This window comes from Kitasatospora sp. NPDC059088 (genome assembly GCF_042738155.1).
GTDB lineage: Bacteria > Actinomycetota > Actinomycetes > Streptomycetales > Streptomycetaceae > Kitasatospora.
On the sequence record NZ_JBHYGR010000118.1, the window covers coordinates 11,668 to 30,114 of the forward strand.

At 74.2% G+C, this 18,447-nt stretch carries 8 protein-coding genes; 6 read left to right on the forward strand and 2 right to left on the reverse strand.

The genetic code is table 11. From position 1 onward, the window contains the following. The first annotated feature begins 326 nt into the window (after positions 1-326). From ACFWXO_RS35600 to ACFWXO_RS35620, 5 genes are all read left to right on the forward strand, one after another. Positions 327-1,184 (forward strand): sterol desaturase family protein, encoded by an 858-nt coding sequence (locus ACFWXO_RS35600; protein ID WP_380529279.1) that lies wholly within the window; start codon positions 327-329, stop codon positions 1,182-1,184. 159 nt (positions 1,185-1,343) lie between these two features. Beyond that, entirely contained in the window at positions 1,344-10,664 is a 9,321-nt protein-coding gene (locus ACFWXO_RS35605) for an amino acid adenylation domain-containing protein (protein WP_380529281.1), read from the forward strand. Next, positions 10,651-12,345 carry a phytoene desaturase family protein gene (locus ACFWXO_RS35610; RefSeq protein WP_380529282.1) on the forward strand — a complete coding sequence of 565 codons (1,695 nt, stop codon included), beginning with the start codon at positions 10,651-10,653 and terminating at the stop codon, positions 12,343-12,345. Before ACFWXO_RS35605 ends, ACFWXO_RS35610 begins: the two co-directional genes overlap by 14 nt. Positions 12,346-12,359: 14 nt before the next feature. Further along, a complete protein-coding gene (locus tag ACFWXO_RS35615) occupies positions 12,360-14,024 on the forward strand; it encodes a phytoene desaturase family protein (protein WP_375894451.1) in 1,665 nt (554 codons plus the stop codon). Between the two features lie 56 nt (positions 14,025-14,080). After that, positions 14,081-15,136, forward strand: a complete 1,056-nt coding sequence (locus ACFWXO_RS35620; RefSeq protein WP_375894453.1) for a zinc-binding dehydrogenase — start codon at positions 14,081-14,083, stop codon at positions 15,134-15,136. A 90-nt stretch (positions 15,137-15,226) separates the two neighbouring features. Here the strand turns inward: ACFWXO_RS35620 and ACFWXO_RS35625 are convergent, their stop codons facing one another. Next, positions 15,227-16,582 (reverse strand): hypothetical protein, encoded by a 1,356-nt coding sequence (locus ACFWXO_RS35625; protein ID WP_380529291.1) that lies wholly within the window; start codon positions 16,580-16,582, stop codon positions 15,227-15,229. A 182-nt stretch (positions 16,583-16,764) separates the two neighbouring features. Further along, positions 16,765-17,982, reverse strand: coding sequence for a pyridoxal-phosphate dependent enzyme (locus ACFWXO_RS35630; RefSeq protein ID WP_380529284.1), 1,218 nt, complete (start codon positions 17,980-17,982; stop codon positions 16,765-16,767). Between the two features lie 125 nt (positions 17,983-18,107). On the opposite strand from ACFWXO_RS35630, the gene ACFWXO_RS35635 reads away from it, so the two are divergent. After that, entirely contained in the window at positions 18,108-18,410 is a 303-nt protein-coding gene (locus tag ACFWXO_RS35635) for a hypothetical protein (protein ID WP_380529286.1), read from the forward strand. Positions 18,411-18,447 lie beyond the last annotated feature (37 nt).

Genomic DNA, 18,447 nt, shown 5'->3' on the forward strand with positions numbered 1-18,447 from the left:
GCCCGCTCTCGGACGCTCCTGTCGGCCCCTGATCGCCCACTCCCGCCGGACCCCGGCCCCGGCCCGCCGGCCCCCGACGTGCGGTGGGCGTCGGAGGGGGCGTGGGCGCCGGACCGTACGGGAATCGCGCGCGCCGCACTCCGGCCCGACCCGACCCGCCCTCGAATGCGCCCTCTTCACGCCGCTGATTTGTCAACTTCGTGTGCGGATCTTCCTCCGATCGGGTTATTCATGGCGTTAACACGTCGAATGACTGACCCCGCCTGCGCCTCCCGCTAGAGTCTCTGACGTTTCCATTCGTTAGTCCGCGAAGAACTAGGGGGAGCGTGCTGTCAGCCATCGCACGCCGGCTCGCCCATCCGCTGCTGCTCCTGGGGGTGCTGTGCACTGCCGTCGCGACACTGCGCTTCCACTGGGCGCCCGACCAGGTCTCCCCGCTCGTGCTGATCGCCGTCATCTGCTACCTGGCGGTGCTGGAGCGGGTGATCCCGTACCGGACCGACTGGCACCCGAGCGGGCGTGAACTGCGCTGGTACGGCGTGTACTTCGTGCTGAGCATGGCGGGCGGCGGGCTGGCCCAGGGGCTGGTGGCCACCCTGGTGGTGGCGCTCGGTCCGGCCCGTCCGGCGCTGCCGTTCGCGCTGGAGATCCCGCTCGCCCTGCTGATCGGCTCGCTCGGGGACTACCTGGTGCACCGCTGGTCGCACCGCAACCGCTGGCTCTGGCGACTGCACGGCGTGCACCACGTGCCGGACAAGGTGAACGTCGCCAACAACGGCGTCAACCATTTCCTGGACGTGCTGTTCGCCCAGTCCGTCGTCCAACTCCTGCTGGCGATGATCGGATTCTCGGCGGATTCGGTGTTCGTGGTCGGAATATTCGTGATGGCGCAGGGGTATTTCGTTCACGCCAACATCGACGTCCGGATCGGCTGGCTCGGCCACGTCCTGGCCGGCCCGGAACTCCACCGCCTGCACCACAGCACCGACCTCGCCGAAGCCGGCCACTACGCCTCCGACCTGTCGCTGTGGGACCACGTGTTCGGGAGCTTCACCTGGCGGCCCGGGCGGATCCCGGAAGCGGTCGGCCTCACCGACCCGGCCGCGTTCCCGACCACCGGAGAGCTCGGCGCCACCCTGCTGCACCCCTGGCGCCGGATGAAGACCACCGAGCAGTCCGCCTGACCCCAACGGCCCCCCGCGTCACCGCTCGTCGACCTCCCGCCCCGTTCCCACCCGCCCCCGTTCCCGCCCCGTTCCGACCCGCCCCCGTTCCGACCGGTCCCCGGGCAGCCGCCCCGCCCGTGCCCCGTGCCGTCCCCGCCACCACCCTCGGATTGGACCATGACCACCTCGCCCTTCGCCGTGCCCTGCGAACGGATCGCGATCACCGGCATCGGCTGCCGCCTGCCGGGACACGCCAACGACCACCGGACCTACTGGCGCAACCTGATCGAGGGCCGGGACTGTCTCACCGACACCCCCGCCGACCGGTACGACACCGGCACCCTGGGCAGCCGTGACCGTGCCAAGCCGGGGCGGCTGATCGGCGGCCGGGGCGGCTACATCGACGGCTTCGACACTTTCGACCCGGCCTTCTTCGGGATCAGCCCCCGCGAGGCCGCCCACATGGACCCGCAGCAGCGCAAGCTCCTGGAGGTGAGCTGGGAGGCGCTGGAGGACGGCGGGCTGCGCCCCGGCGCGCTGGCCGGGCGGGACGTCGGCGTCTACATGGGCGCCTTCACGCTGGACTGGAAGATCCTCCAGTTCGCCGACCTGGACTTCACCACCATCGCCGCGCACACCGCCACCGGCACCATGATGACGATGGTGTCCAACCGGATCTCGCACTGCTTCGACTTCCGCGGCCCCAGCGTCTCGATCGACACCGCGTGCAGCTCCTCCCTGGTCGCGGTCCACCTGGCCTGCCAGAGCCTGCTCCGCGGCGAGACCGAACTCGCCCTGGCCGGCGGCGCCCTGCTGCACATGGCGCCGCAGTACACGATCGCCGAGACCAAGGGCGGCTTCCTCTCCGCCGACGGCCGCTCGCGCGCCTTCGACGCCGCCGCCGACGGCTACGTGCGGGCCGAGGGGGTCGGTGTGGTGGTGCTCAAGCGGCTCTCCGACGCGCTGCGCGACGGCGACCCGGTGCACGCCGTGATCCTCGGCAGCGGCGTCAACCAGGACGGCCGCACCAACGGCATCACCGTCCCCAGCGCGGACGCCCAGGCCGCCCTGATCGAACGGGTCTGCGCCGGAGCCGGGGTGCTGCCCGGCAGCCTCCAGTACGTCGAGGCGCACGGCACCTCCACCCCGGTCGGCGACCCGATCGAGGCGGCCGCGCTCGGCCGGGTGCTCGGCATCGGGCGCCGCGAGGGGGAGCGCTGCTACGTCGGCTCGGTGAAGACCAACATCGGGCACACCGAGGCCGCCGCCGGGGTCGCCGGACTGATCAAGACCGCGCTCGCCCTGCGGCACCGCCGGATCCCGCCGCACCTCAACCTGGAGCGGCCCAACCCGGCCATCGACCTGGCCGCGCTGCCCTTCGACATCCCGACCGCCCCGGTCGACTGGCCCGAGCACCAGGGGCCGGCCCGGGCCGGCGTCAACTCCTTCGGCTTCGGCGGCACCAACGCCCACGTCCTGCTGGAGGAACCGCCGCCGCCCGCCCCGGTCGCCCCCGCCCGGCGACCGGCCGTCACGGTGCTGCCGTTGAGCACCCGGGACGCCGCCGGACTGCCCGAACTCGCCGCCGCCGTACGGCAGGAGATCGCCGCCGGGGCCTGCCCGGCGGACCTCGGCCACACCCTGGCGCACCGCCGCGAGCACCTGCCCGAGCGGCTCGCCGTGGTGCACACCGGGCCCGCCGACCTGGCCGAGGCGCTGGCCGCCCACGAACGCGGCGAGGACCACCCCCGGGTCGTCCGGGGCCTGGCCCGGGAGCGTCAACAGCGCCGACTGGCCTGGGTGTTCACCGGCATGGGCCCGCAGTGGTGGGGGATGGGCCGGGGCCTGTACGAGAGCGAGCCGGTCTACCGGGAGGCCGTCCGGGCGGTGGACGCCGAGATCCGCGTCCAGGCCGGCTGGTCCCTGCTGGACGAACTCGGCCGGGACGAGGCCGACTCCCGGATGGCCGCGACCTGGCTCGCCCAGCCCGCCAACTTCGCCGTCCAGCTGGGGCTCTCGGCGCTCTGGCGCAGCCACGGCGTGCACCCCGACGCGGTGGTGGGCCACAGCACCGGGGAGGTCGCCGCCTTCCACGAGGCCGGGGTCTACGACCTGGCCGACGCCGTCCGGGTGGTGCTCGCCCGCAGCTCGCTCCAGCAGCGGCTGGCCGGGACGGGCTCGATGCTCGCCGTCGGCCTGCCGGAGGCCGAGGCGGAGCGTCGGATCCGCCCGTACCGCGACCGGGTCTCGCTCGGCGCCGTCAACAGCCCCTCCGCGGTGACCCTCGCCGGGGACACCGAGGCGCTGCGCGAACTCGCCGCCGCGCTCGAAGGGCAGGGCGTCTTCGCCCGCCTCCTGGACGTCGAAGTGCCCTACCACAGCGTGCGGATGGACCCGATCCGGGCCGAACTCACCGCCGCCCTGGCCGGGATCAGGCCGCAGCGGGCCCGGCTGCCGCTCCACCTCACCGCCCGCGAGGGGCTCGCCCTGGGGCCCGAGCTGGACGCCGGGTACTGGTGGCACAACGTCCGCCACCCGGTGCGCTTCCGGGCCGCCGTCGAGCGGATGGCCGAGGACGGGCACCGGCTCTTCCTGGAGATCGGCCCGCACCCCGTGCTCGGCCACGCGATCCGCGAGTGCGCCGAGCAGGCGCACACCCTGCCGTCGATCCGCCGGCAGCAGGACGAACCCGAGCGCGTCGCCCGGACCTTGGCCGAACTCCACACCCTCGGCGTCGAGTTGGACTGGCACGCGCTGCACCCGGCCGGGCGCCCGGTGCCGCTGCCCGGCTACCCGTGGCGGCGCGAGCGCCACTGGACCGAGCCGAAGCCGGTCGAGCAGGTCCGGCTCGGGCAGCTCGACCACCCGCTGCTCGGCCGCCGCACCGCCGCCGCCCAGCCCACCTGGACCACCGCGCTCGACCCCGAGCGGCTGCCCTACCTGGACGACCACCGGATCGAGGGCCGGGCGGTCTTCCCCGCCGCCGGGTACCTGGAGATGGCCGCCCAGGCCGTCCGCGCGCTGACCGGCGGCAGCCAGGTCGTGCTGGCCGAGGTCGAACTGCACCGGGCGCTGTTCCTCTCCGACACCGAACCCGTGCCCGTCCAGCTCGGCTACGCCCCCGAGGACGCCCGCTTCACCATCGCCGCCACCCCGGCCGGCGGCGAACCCACCGTGCACGCCGGCGGCCGGGTCCGCACCGGCCAGCGCCGCTCCTACGGCCCCGCCGCCGACCTCGACGCGCTGCGCGAACGCGGGCAGCACCTCGACGGCCCGGACTGCTACCGGCGGCTGGCCGAGCGCGGCTACGACTACGGGCCGGCCTTCCGCGCCGTCGCCGAGGTCTGGGCCGGGCCCGGCGAGGCGCTCGCCCGGATCCGCCCCACCGAGCGGCTCGGCCCCGGCGCCGCCGACCACCACCTCCACCCGGTGCTGCTCGACGCCTGCTTCCAGACCCTGCTCACCACCCGGCTGCACGCTCCCGGGGACGGCAGCGTCCGGCTGCCCGTCTCGATCGAGGAGGTCCGGCTCGACGCCATCGGCGACCGCCCGATCTGGGCGCACGCCACCGTCACCCGGGAGAGCGCCGAGGAACTCGTCGGCGACCTCGCCCTGTACGCCGAGGACGGCACCCCGCTCGGGCGGATCACCGGCTTCAAGGTCGCCGACGTCGCCCGGGCTGCCGCCTCGGTCGGCCTGGCCACCATCGACGGCTGGCTCACCGAACTCGCCTGGCAGGACGCCCCGGCCGCGCCGCACGACGCCCCCACCGGCGACCTGCTGCTGTTCGCCGACGCCGGCGGCCTCGCCGAACGACTGGCCGCCCTGGCCGCCGGGCACGGCACCCGCTGCCACCTCGTCCGGCCCGGCCCCTCGTACGCCACCGGGGACGGCGGGACGACCGTACGGCCCGACTCCGCCGAGGACCTCCAGCGGCTGTTCGCCGAGCTGGACCCGGCCCACCGGACCGTCGTCCACCTGTGGAACCTCGACCTGCCCGCCCTCGACGCCCTCGACCCCGGCGACCCCGGGCAGCTCGACCGGCTCGCCACCCACGGCGCCTACTCGCTGATCACCCTCGCCCGGGCGCTGGCCGCCGCCCGCCCCGACGGCCGGCTGCACATCGTCACCCGCGGCACCCAGGCCACCGGCCCGCAGGACCGGGTCGAACCGCTCGGCGCCCCCGCCTGGGGCATCGGCCGGGTGCTCTGGCAACAGGAACTCGTCGCCCAGCGCGGCAGCCTGATCGACCTGGACCCGGCCCGGCCGGCCGCCGACCAGGCCGCGGACCTGCTCGCCGAACTCGCCGACCCGGTCGCCGCCCGCCCGGGCGACCACGCGCGCGACCATGCGGGCGACCACCCGGGCGACCGCCCGGCCGAGGCCGAACAGGAACTCGCCCTGCGGGCCGGCCGCCGGCTTACCAGCCGGCTGCGCCCCGCCGAGGGCCTCACCCGGCCGCTGCCGCCGGTGCTGCGCCCGGACGGCTGCTACCTGGTCACCGGCGGGCTCGGCGCGCTCGGCCGGCTGCTCTGCCGCACCCTGGTGCGGCGCGGCGCCCGGCGGCTGGTCCTGGTCGGCCGCACCGCCCTGCCGCCGCGCGCCGACTGGCACGCCGTCGACCCCGCGACACCCGCCGGGGAGCGGATCGCCTTCCTGCGCGAACTGGAGGCGCTCGGCGCCGAACCGCTGCTCGCCACCGTGGACGTCACCGACGGACCGGCCCTCGCGGCCTGGCTCGCCGACCACCGCCGCCGCCAACTCCCGCCCATCCGCGGGGTGTTCCACCTCGCCGGACAGGTCAGGGACACCCTGCTGGCGCAGATGGACCGGCCCGCCTTCGACGCCGGGTACGCCCCCAAGGTGGCCGGCGCCCACCTGCTGCACCGGCTGCTCGCCGACGAACCGCTCGACCACTTCGTGCTGTTCGCCTCCGTCGCCTCGCTGCTCACCACCGCCGGACAGACCAACTACGCGGCCGGCAACGCCTTCCTGGACGCCCTCGCCCACCACCGCCGGGCCCAGGGCCGGCCCGCACTCAGCCTGGACTGGGGCCCCTGGGCCACCGGCATGATCGAGGAACTCGGCCTGGTCGCCCACTACCGCGACGCCCGCGGCATGAGCTCGCTGCCCCCCGAGGCCGGCACCGCCGTCCTGGAACGCGTCCTCGGGCAGGACCGTGCCCAGCTGCTGGTCGCCACCGTCGTCGACTGGCCCACCTTCCTCGCCTGGTACCCCGCCCCGCCGCCGCTGGTCGCCGAGCTCGCGGCCGGCGCCGCCGCACAGGCCCCGGCCGAGACCGGCGGCTTCCTGGACGGCTACCGCGCCGCCGACCCGCAGGCCCGCCGACAGCTGGTCGCCGAACGGTTCGGCGCGGCCGCCGCCGCCGTGCTGCGCACCGCCGTCGAGCGGATCACCCCGGACACCAGACTCGGCGCCCACGGCCTGGACTCGCTGCTCGCCATGGAGCTGCGGGCCCGGGTGCACGGCGAACTCGGCGTCGCCCTCCCGGTGGTGGCGCTGCTCAGCAACGGCAGCGTGGCCGACCTGGTCGAGCTGCTCACCGCCGGCCTGGCCGAGCAGCTCGCCGCCGAGGGCGGCCCGCAGCAGGCCGAGGTCGAACTCCACACCGACGAGGCCCGCTACCCGCTCACCCACAACCAGCAGGCCCTGTGGTTCCTGCGCCAGCTCCACCCGGACGGCTTCGCGTACAACATCGGCGGCGCGGTCGAGGTGCGCGCCGAACTCGACCCGGACCTGATGTTCACCGCCTTCGCCCACCTGGTCGCCCGGCACCCCGGACTGCGCGCGGCCTTCACCGCCGAGCAGGGCCGCCCCGTCCAGCGGATCCGCGCCGAAGCCGTCGCCGACACCGCGCTGTTCGACGTCGAGGGCCGCCCCTGGGAGGAGATCCACGCGCTGATCGTCCGCGAGTACCGCCGGCCGTACGACCTGGCCGAGGACCCGCTGGTGCGGCTGCGGCTGTTCCGGCGCGGCCCGGACCGCTGGGTGCTGATGAAGGCCGTGCACCACATCGTCTCGGACGCGATCTCCACCTTCACCTTCATCGAGGAGCTGTTCGAGGTCTACCAGGCGCTGCGCCGCGGCCGCACCCCCGAACTGCCCCCGGTGGCCGCCCGCTACCTGGACTTCCTCAACCACCAGAACCGCTTCCTGGCCGGGCCGCAGGCGCAGCGGATGCTCGACTACTGGCGCGGCCACCTGCCCGCCGGGATGCCGGTGCTGGCCCTGCCCACCGACAAGCCCCGCCCGGCCGTGCAGACCCACAACGGGGCCTCCGAGTTCTTCCGGATCGACGAGGAACTGACCTCCCGGGTGCACGAGTTGGCCCGGGCGAACGGCGCCACCCCGTTCATGGTGCTGCTCGGCGCCTACTACCTGCTGCTGCACCGGTGGTCCGGCCAGTCGGACATCGTGGTCGGCAGTCCCGTCACCGGCCGCACCCAGGAGGAGTTCGCCTCCGTCTACGGCTACTTCGTCAACCCGCTGCCGCTGCACGTGAGCCTGGCCGGGGAGCCGACCGTCACCGAACTGCTGGCCCGGGTGCGGGAGAGCGTCCTCGGCGGGCTGGACAACCAGGAGTACCCCTTCCCGCTGCTGGTCGAGCGGCTCGGCCTCCAGCACGACCCGAGCCGCTCCGCGGTGTTCCAGGCGATGTTCATCCTGCTCACCCACAAGGTCGCCGTGGAGCGCTTCGGCTACCGCCTGGAGTACATCGAACTGCCCGAGGAGGAGGGGCAGTTCGACCTCACCCTGTCCGCCTACGAGGACCGCGCGGACAACTGCTTCCACTGCGTGTTCAAGTACAACTCCGACCTCTTCGAACCCGGAACCGTCCAGCGCCTCGCCGCCCACTACCGCAATCTGCTGGACGCCATGACCCGGGCCCCGGCGGGCGAGCCGGTCGGCCGGCTGCGGATCCTGGACGAGGCCGAACGGCGGCTCGTGCTGGAGGAGTTCAGCGGCGCCGGACGGCGGATCGACCACGACGTGCCGCTGCCCGAGCTGATCGCCAAGGCCGCCGCCGAGCACCCGGAGGCCGTCGCGGTGGTCGTCCCCGGCCGGGACGGCGTCCGGCGGCTGAGCTACGGAGAACTGGACCGGCGCTCCCAGAGCGCCGCCGCCCGGCTGCGCGAACTCGGCGCCGGTGAGGGCTCGGTGGTCGCGGTCTGCCTGGACAAGTCACCCGAGCTGGTCACCACCCTGCTGGCGGTCTGGCGGGCCGGCGCCGCCTACCTGCCGCTCGACCCCGGGCACCCGGCCGACCGGCTGGCGCACCAGCTGGCCGACGCCGGCGCGACCCTGGTCGTGGTCGACGAACGGCACCGGGAGGCGGCCGACCTGCCCGCCCGGCCGGTCACCCCGGCCGACCTGGACCGGCCCGCGGCCGCCGCCGGGCCGCTGCCCGCCGCCGACCCGGACCGGCCCGCGTACCTGATCCACACCTCCGGCTCCACCGGGCGGCCCAAGGGCGTCCTGGTCCAGCACTGCCAGCTGGCCGCCGCCACGGCGGGCTGGCGGGCCGAGTACCGCCTGGACACCGAGGCCCGGGTGCACCTCCAGATGGCCGGCACCGCCTTCGACGTGTTCACCGGCGACCTCGCCCGGGCCCTCGGCACCGGCGGCACGCTCGTCCTGGTCGACCGCGAGCTGCTCTTCGACACCGCCCGGCTGTACCGGGTGATGCGCGAAGAGGCCGTGGACTGCGGCGAGTTCGTCCCCGCCGTGGCCCGCGCCCTGCTGGCGCACTGCGAACGCGACGGCCTGCGGCTGGACTTCCTGCGGCTGCTGGTGGTCGGCTCCGACTCCTGGAAGGCCGCCGAACACCACCGGCTGCGCGCCCTGTGCGGCCCGGCCACCCGGCTGGTCAACTCCTACGGCCTGACCGAGGCCACCGTGGACAGCAGCTACTACGAGGGTGACGCCGAGGAACTGGAACCCGGCCGGATGGTCCCGATCGGGCGGCCCTTCCCGAACAGCGCGCTGTACGTCCTGGACCGCTACGGCGAGCCCGTCCCGGCCGGGGTGCCCGGCGAACTGTGGATCGGCGGCGCGGGCGTCGCGGCCGGCTACCCGAACGACCCGGCCCAGACCGAGCAGCGGTTCCGGGTCATGGACCTGGACGGCACGCCCCGGCGGCTCTACCGCACCGGCGACCTCGGCCGCTGGGACACCGCCGGCACCGCCCACCTGCTCGGCCGGATCGACAACCAGGTCAAGGTGCGCGGCCACCGGATCGAGCCGGGCGAGATCGAGGCCCACCTCACCGCCCGGCCCGAGGTCGCCGAGGCCTGCGTGACGGTCCACCGGGACGGCGCGGGCGAACCCGCCCTGGCCGCCTACCTGGTGCCCGCCGAGGGCGTCACGCTGGACCGCCGAGAACTGCGCCGCCACCTCGCCGAGCACCTGCCCACCGTGATGATCCCCTCCTACCTCACCGCCCTGCCCGCCCTGCCGCTCACCCCGAACGGCAAGGTCGACCTCGCCGCCCTGCCCGAGCCCGCCGCCGACACCGGCGGCGCGCGCCACGAACCGCCCGTCACCCTCTACGAGCAGCGGGTCGCCGCACACTGGCAGCAGCTGCTCGGGGTGCCCGAAGTCGGCCTCCAGCACGACTTCTTCGAGCTCGGCGGCAGCTCCATCCGACTGATCGAGCTGATCCACCACCTCCGGACCGAGTTCAACATCAGCATCCCGGTCGGCCTGCTGTTCAAGGTCACCACCCTGCACGGCATGGCCCGCACCGTCGAGCAGATCATCACCGGCGAGGTGGCCGGCGGGCAGCCCCACCTGTGGTTCAACACCGAAGCGCCCGAGGGCCGTACGGTCTTCTGCTTCCCGCCCGCGGGCGGCCACGGACTGGTCTACCGGCAGCTCGCCGCCGCCCTGCCCGGCCACCGGATCGCCGCCTTCAACTACCTGACCGGCGACGACAAGACCGAGCGCTACGCCGACCTCGTCGAGGAACTGCACCCGGCCGGACCGTACCGGCTGCTCGGCTACTCGCTCGGCGGCAATCTCGCCTTCGAGGTGGCCAAGGAGCTGGAGCGGCGCGGGCGCGCGGTCGAATCGGTACTGCTGGTGGACGCCTACCGGGTCCTGGACGCCTTCGACCTGGGGGAGGAGCACGTGGCCGTGTTCGAGCGGGAGCTCCAGGACCACCTGCACCGCCACACCGGCTCCCGGATCGTCGCCCAGGAGACCCTGCACCAGGCCAGGGACTACCTGGAGTTCTGCAGCAGGACCCCCAACACCGGCACCGTCCGGGCCCGGCTGGACGTGGTCTGCGAGCGCGACCGGCTCGCCGTCCACACCGGCGGCGAACCCGGCTCCTGGCACGGCGCCTCCACCACCGGAACCGCCGTGCACGCCGGGCACGGCAGCCACGCCGAGATGCTGGACGGCGAGTTCGCCGCCCGCAACGCCGAACTGGCCGCCACCGTCCTGGCGGGAGGCACCGCCGATGGCCGCCGCTGACCGCGGGCCGCACTGGCCCCGCCGGGAGCGGACCGCCGCAGGCCCGCCCCGGGTGATCGTGATCGGGGCCGGCCTGGCCGGCCTCGCCACCGGCTGCTACGCGCAGATGAGCGGGCTGGAGACCCGGATCCTGGAGAAGCACGTGCTGCCCGGCGGCTGCTGCACCGCGTGGTCCCGGCAGGGCTACCTCTTCGACTACTGCATCGACTGGCTGATCGGCACCGCCGAGGGCACCGGCGCCCACCAGGTCTGGAGCGAACTCGGCGCCCTGGACGGCAAGTCGGTGACCCACTTCGACACCTTCAACCGGGTCGTCGACGAACACGGCCGGGCCGTCACCTTCCACACCGACCCGGACCGGCTGGAGGCCCACCTGCTGGCCCTCGCCCCCGGCGACGCCGCGCCGATCCGCGCCTTCTGCCGCGACCTGCGCCGCTTCGTCGCCCTCGACCTGCCCTGGGACCTCACCCCGCCGCCGCTGCGCAGCACCGCCGAACGGCTGCGCACCCTGCGCACCGTGCTGCCCGCCTTCCGGCTGTTCTGGCGCACCGCGGCCACCCCGATGAGCCGCTTCGCCGAACGCTTCCAGGACCCCTTGCTGCGCCGGGCCTTCCCCACCATGTTCCTCCAGGAGCCGGCCGGCTTCCCGCTGCTGCCCTACCTCTACACCCTGGCGGCCGCCCACACCGGCAACGCGGGCTTCCCGCAGGGCGGTTCGCTCGGGCTGGCCCGCTCGGTGGAGCAGCGGTACACCCGGCTCGGCGGAGTGATCGACTACCGCTGCCGGGTGGACCGGATCCTGATCGAGGACGACCGCGCCGTCGGCGTCGAACTGCGCGACGGCACCCGGTACTTCGCCGACCACGTGGTGGCCGCCTGCGACGGGCCGACGGTGCTGGACCGGCTGCTGCGCGGCCGCTACTCCAGCCCCGTCACCGACCGGCTGTACGGCGAGCTGCTGGAGAAGCCCGGCAACCTCTACCCGGCGGTGGTCTCCGCCTTCGTCGGGCTGGACGGGCCGCTGCCGGCGGGCGAACCGCACTGCACCACCTACCTGTTGGGCCCGGCCGACGCCGCCCGGCTGCCCGGCTCGCTCCAGCAGAGCCTGGTGGTGCAGCTGCGCTCGAACTACGCGGAGGGCTTCGCCCCACCCGGCAAGTCCGTCCTGCACTGCACCTACTTCAGCGACTACCGGTCCTGGAAGGAGCTGCGCAACCGCGACCGCCGCGCCTACCGGGCACGCAAGCAGGAAGTCGCCGCTTTCGTCCGGGAGTTCCTGGACCGCGTCCACCCCGGGATCGGCGCCCGGATCGAACTGGTCGACGTCGCCTCGCCGGTGACCACCGAGCGGTTCACCGGCAACACCCGCGGCAGCATCCTCGCCTGGCAGGCCTTCTCCGAGGCCGAGGACACCGCCAACCGCCTGGTCAACCGGGACCGGATGCGACTGCCCGGCCTCGCCGGCTTCTCCATGGCCGGCCAGTGGGCCTCGCTGGGCGGACTGATCCGGGCCGCCACCAGCGGCCGGTACGCCGCCCAGTACCTCTGCCAGGAACTCGGCCGACCGTTCCGGGCCTGGCCCAGCGAGGACCGCGAACCCTGGCACCCGGGCAAGTGGGGCCGGCTGCCGCAACTCGACCGGGCCACCGTCGGAGCACCGGACCGGGGAGCGGGCGAATGAGCGGCAGGCAGAGCATGGTCATCATCGGCGGCGGCCTCGGCGGCCTGTCCACCGGCTGCTACGCGCAGATGAACGGCTACCGCAGCCAGGTCCTGGAGATGCACGAACTGCCCGGCGGCTGCTGCACCGCCTGGGACCGCGGCGAGTTCACCTTCGACTGCTGCGTCAGCTGGCTGCTGGGCAGCGGTCCGGGCAACGAGATGCACCGGATCTGGCTCGAACTCGGCGCCCTCCAGGGCAAGCGGATGCGCAACTTCGACGTGTTCAACGTGGTGCGCACCCGGGACGGCCGGGCGGTGCGCTTCTACTCCGACCCGGACCGGCTGGAAGCCCACCTGCTGGACCTCGCGCCCGAGGACGCCCGGCAGATCCGGCAGTTCTGCGCGGGCCTGCGCAAGTTCCGCCTGGCGCTGACCCGTTACCCCTTCCTCAAGCCGGTCGGGCTGATGGGCCGGTGGGAGCGCTGGCGGATGCTCGCCTCCTTCCTGCCGTACGTCAACGTGATCCGGCGCTCCATCTCGGTGCTGATGAGCGACTACTCGGCGCGGTTCCGCAGCCCGCTGCTGCGCGAGGCGTTCAACTTCGTGCTGTACGAGAAGCACCCCAACTTCCCGGTGCTGCCGACGTACTTCCAACTCGCCTCGCACGCCGGGCAGTCCGCCGGGGTGCCGGAGGGCGGCTCGCTGGGGCTGGCGCGCTCGGTCGAGCAGCGCTACCGGCGGCTCGGCGGGGAGATCACGTACAACGCCAAGGTCACCGAGATCCTGGTCGAGCGGGACACCGCCGTCGGGGTGCGGCTGAGCGACGGGCGGGAGGTGCGGGCGGACGTCGTGGTGGCCGCCTGCGACGGCCGCACCACCATGCTCGACCTGCTCAAGGGCCGCTACCTGAACGACACCTACCGCCGGCTGTACACGAAGACGCTGACCGAGCCGGGCATGGTCTTCCCCGGCTACCTCACCGTCTTCCTCGGCCTGCGCACGCCGTTCCCGGCGGGCGACCCGTGCAGCACCTACCTGCTGGAGGAGGAGTTCGCGGCGCGGCTCACCGGCATCCGGCACCCCAGCATCAACATCCAGTTCCGCAGCCGGCACTACCCCGAGCTGTCGCCCGCCGGGACCACCGTCGTCTACGCCAGCTACTTCTGCGACATCGCGCCCTGGCGCGCCCTGAGCACCGGCCCCGAGCAGGCCGTCCGGCAGCGGCGCGGCGAGGAGCTGCACACCCTGCCGGTCGGCCGGGGCCGGGAGTACCAGCGGGAGAAGCGCCGGGTGCGGGACGCCGTCATCGAGTTCCTGGACGGCCACCACCCCGGGCTGCGGGAGGCGGTGGCCGTCAAGGACGTCTCCACCCCGCTCACCCAGGTCCGCTACACCGGCAACTACGACGGCACGGTGCTCGGCTGGCAGCCCTTCGTGGAGGGCGGGGAGACCCTGGAGGAGGAGATCAAGCGCAACGGCCCCGGGCTGCCCGGCCTGGCCAACTTCTACCTCTCCGGCGTCTGGGCGACCACCGGCGGGCTGATCCGCGCGGCCGCCGCCGGCCGGCACGTCGTCCAGTTCATCTGCCGCGACGACGGCCGGCCGTTCACCGCGGAGGTGGACGACCACGCTCCGCCGCCCACCCTGATCACCGACCCGGTCGGCCCCGACGACCGGCAGTTTGGAGTCACCTCGTGAGCCAGTCCGTGAACGAATCCGTGAGGACCGCGGCGTCCGTGCTGACCGCCGGGAAGGTGCGGATCGAGAAGTGGGTCGTCCGCGCGCACGTGGACGGGGTGCCGGACGTCGACCGGATGTACGAGAAGGTCGTCGAGGAGGTGGACGTCCGGCTCGCCGAGGACGAGATGCTGCTGCGCACGCGCTGGGTGTCGGTCGACCCGTACCTCCAGGGCATCGCGCTGGACACCCCGGTCGGCGACCACATGGGCGCCGACTCGATCATGGAGGTGGTGCGGGCCGGACCCGCCGCGCGGTTCGCCGTCGGGGACCTGGTGCAGGGCTTCGGCGGCTGGCGCAGCCACGTGATCGGCAACGGCGCGTCCTGGCTCTGGCAGACCGGCACCTTCCCGATGGTCTTCCCGGCCTTCCGGCGGCTGGACCGCGCCGACTACGACGAGCAGCTGCCGGTCACCACCGCGCTCGGCCTGCTCGGCGGCCCCGGGATGGCCGCCTGGGGGACGGTGGAGAAGTTCCTGGACGTGCGCCCCGGGCTGACGGTGCTGGTCAGCGGGGCCAGCGGCGCGGTCGGCTCGGTGGTCGGCCAGCTCGCCCGGCACCGCGGCGCCCGGGTGATCGGCACCACCGCGACCCCGGCGAAGGCCGCCCGGCTACGGGAGCTGGGCTTCGACGCGGTGCTGGAGTACCGCGACGGGGACGACCCGGAGCGGCTGGCCAAGGAACTCGCCCAGCTCGCCCCGGACGGCATCGACCGCTACTTCGACAGCCTCGGCGGCACGCTCACCGACACCGTCTTCGGGATGCTCTCGGTGGACAGCCGGGTCGCGGTCTGCTGGCAGTGGGGCAGCCAGGTCGGCGGGGCCTGGGCGGGCCCCCGGCTGCTGCCGATGATCATGTTCCCGCGCACCGTGATCCGCGGCATCTTCGCGCTGGAGTGGTTCACCGAGGAGAACTGGGCCGCGCTGCGCCGGGACCTCGGCGCCCTGGTCCGCAGCGGGGAACTGCGCTACCAGCAGACCGTCCACCGGGGCTTCGACAGCATCCCGGCCGCCTACCGCAGCCTGTACGTCGACCGCTCGGCGAGCCGGGGGAAGGTGCTGGTCGAGCTGTGAGCGGAGCCGGAAGGGCCCCTCGGCCTGGCGGGGCCGAGGGGCCGGTCTGCGGGGTCGGGGGTGCAGGCCTGACGGTCTGCGGGCCCCGGGTCAGCCCAGGGTGAACCAGGTGCTGCGGGACTTCTTCCACTCCGGGTGGGTGAGGTCCTTGGCGTCCGTGCCGTCGCCGTAGAGGTCGGCGGAGCCGTTGTCGGTGATCAGCTGGACGCGAGCGCCCGGGGCGTCGAGGTCCGGCAGGTACGGGGCGGCCTCCCAGGCGCCGGCGTCGCTGGTGGGCAGGTCGAGCAGCTTGACCGGCTTGGAGCCCGGCCGGCCGTCCCAGCGGTAGAGCGCGTACGGGGCGGAGTTGTCCTCGGCCGCCCAGGAGCCCGCCACGATCACGTACTGGCCGAGGGCGTTGCGGCGCAGGTCGCGGACGGACAGCCCGCCGAGGTCCAGCTCGATCGGCTCGCCGACGGTCGCGTGGGTGCCCGAACCGTCGAACAGGGACGAGAAGTTGGTGACCGGCACGAGCAGGGCCCGGCCGCCGGTGACCGCCGGGGTCAGCGGGGCCCGGAAGCCGACGTACGCCGTGGTGGAGCTGCCCGGGGCGAACTCCAGGCCCTCGACGTTGAACCCGTCGACCTGCTTGGGCGCCTGGCCCTCGGCGGCGCCGGCCGCGAAGCCGTAGCGGTCGCCGTGGGCGCTGTCCCACGCGATCAGGTCGTCGCGCAGCCCCTGGTAGGAGCCGGTCAGCGACAGCTGGGTGTCGGCGCCGGAGCCGGTCACCCTGGTGGTGAACAGGGTGTGCCGGTCGGGCTTGACCTTGCCGTCCTTGTTGTTGCCCAGCGAACCCGTCCAGTAGATCGTGTCGCCGACCCGCGCGGCGGCCTCGATGTCGATCTCCTTGCTGACGCCGAGCGCCGAGCTGAAGTCCCAGCTGCGCACCGGCGCACCGGAGTTGTTGCGGTCGTAGAGCCGCAGGGTGTTGGACTCGTCGTCGCCGACCAGGACGTAGCCGCCCCCCGCGTCCACGGCGGCCGAGGCGTCGCTGGAACCGGTCAGGTAGCGGCTCGCGGCGGAGTCGCGGACGGCGGCCGAGGCGGCGTAGTGCAGGGTCCGGGTGGCGGTCTTGCCGCCCAGGCCGGTCACCTTGACGGTCAGGTCGGTGTAGCCGACGCCCTGGGCGGCGACCGCCAGGGTGCGGGCGGCGCCGCCGCCGGTCACCGTCACGTCGCCGCTCCGGGCCACCGAGGCCTTGGTGCTGGCCGAGGCCGCGACCGTCAGCGCCGAGGCGGGGGCACCGCTCTGGGTGACCGTGACGCCCACCGTCGGGTCGCCGGTGGCGCCCACCGCGCCGGACAGGTAGCCGGTCGAGAAGGTGATCGTCGGAGTGCCGTACGAGGCGGCCGCGGAGGGCACCGCCGGGAGGGCGAGCACCGGGACCGCCGCGACGGCGACGGCCAGCGGCAGCAGACGGCGGGGGGAAAGGAGCACGGGACTACCCTTCGACGCGGGGGAGTTGGCGCGGGGACGGTGGGGCGGAGCAAGCCTGCTGTGCGTGGGCGAACGCCGACCCTACGTCAGCGAACGTCCCGACGAACAGCAGGCTTCCGGCCTTGCTCGTCCGGACTTCGTTCCCCCGTGTGCTAGCCGGTGATCCCGGCGGTGCGCAGCCGGCGCTCGACCTCCTCCCAGGTCGGGGTGACCGGGGCGGTCGGGCGGCTGCCCATGCCCTTGTCCTTGAACCCGCTGGAGGTGGAGACGCAGACCACCGGACCGTCCGCCGGGGCCTCGGCGCCGAGGCTGCGCAGCCCCGCCAGGCCGGCCGCCGCGGACAGCTCGGTCCACAGCCCGGCCCGGGACAGCTCCCGCTGGGCGTCGGCGAGTTGGCGGTCGTCGACGGTCAGCGCGGCGCCGCCGCTCCCGGTCACCGCCAGCACGCCCCGGTAGCCGCTCACCGGGGAGGCGATCGAGTACGCGTTGCTCCGGCCGACCGTCACGTGCGCGGCCGGGGCGCCCTCGGCGATCGCCCGGTGCAGCGGGCCGGAGGCCGCCGACTCGCAGGCGTGGATCCGCGGCACCCGGTCGGCCAGGCCCAGCCGGCGCAGCTCGGTGAAGCCCTTCCAGACGCCGTACAGCAGTTCGCCGTACCCGGTGGGAACGAACACCGCGCTCGGCACGCCGACGTCCTGGAAGATCTCGTACGCGACGGTCTTGTAGCCCTCGGGGCCGAAGGCGTGGCCGGTGTGGGTGGTCGTCAGGTTGCTGACCGGGTGCAGGCCGAAGCGCTCCACCACCTGGCGCAGCAGCGGCCAGCGGGACTCCCACGGGACGGGCAGCACCACGGCGCCGTAGGCGTTGAGGAAGGCGTCCACGGCGGGCGGGGTGTCCGGGCCGGTGAACACCACGCAGGGCAGCCCGGCGCGGGCGGCGTACGCGGCGGCCGAGGCGCCGTGGTTGCCCGAGGAGGCCACCGCGATGCCGGGCGCGCCGACGCCGACGGCGGCGCTGGTGGTGCAGCGGTTCAGCCGGTCCTTGTGGCTCCAGGTCGGGTTGCGGGACTCGTCCTTGACGTACACGCCCGGCCCGAGCTCCACCAGCGGGGTGGCGCCCTCGCCGAGGCCGGGGGCGAGCAGCGGGGGCAGCAGCGGGGCCCAGCGCTCCAGGCCGGCGCGGGCCCGCACGGGCGCGAACAGGGCGGCCGGGTCGGCCTTGTCGTAGGCGTAGTCGACCTCGACGGGGTAGGAGACGTCCTCCGTGCTGGTGCGCGGGCAGCCCGAGGTCAGCGGGGGCCAGAGGGGGTAGTCGAGGGTGGGGTCGCCGAGCGAGCGCTGGCCGGTTGCGAGGGAGTCGGAGGTTGCCATGTAAGTAGCCTAGGTGGGCTTCGGGTGCTACCGGGCGGGTTTTTGAATCTTGTTCGGCGGGGGACACTGACGGGGATGTCCGAGGATGTCCGAGGACGGACAACGGGCGGAGCGAGGGGAGCGGGATGGACAGCGGGATACGGGCGATGGTCGACGCGGTCGACGAGGCGCGGCGGCAGCTGCGGGAGAACGCGCTGCCGAAGGCGAAGGACCGGGGGCGGGACAAGGTCCCGGCGGTGGAGGCCGCCGTGATGCTCGGGGAGCTCGCCGACCTGGTGGAGGTCACGGGGGAGCTGGCGGCGGCCCTCTCCGACCGGATGGCCACGCACGAGAGCCCCGAGTTCTACCGGCTGGCGGGAGTCCGGCTCAGGGACGAGGCGGGCCACCTGCGGGAGGCCGAGCAGAGGGTCGCCAAGCGGGTCGGCTGAGGGGGCGAGCGGCCGCCGGTGCCCGGCCGGGCACCGG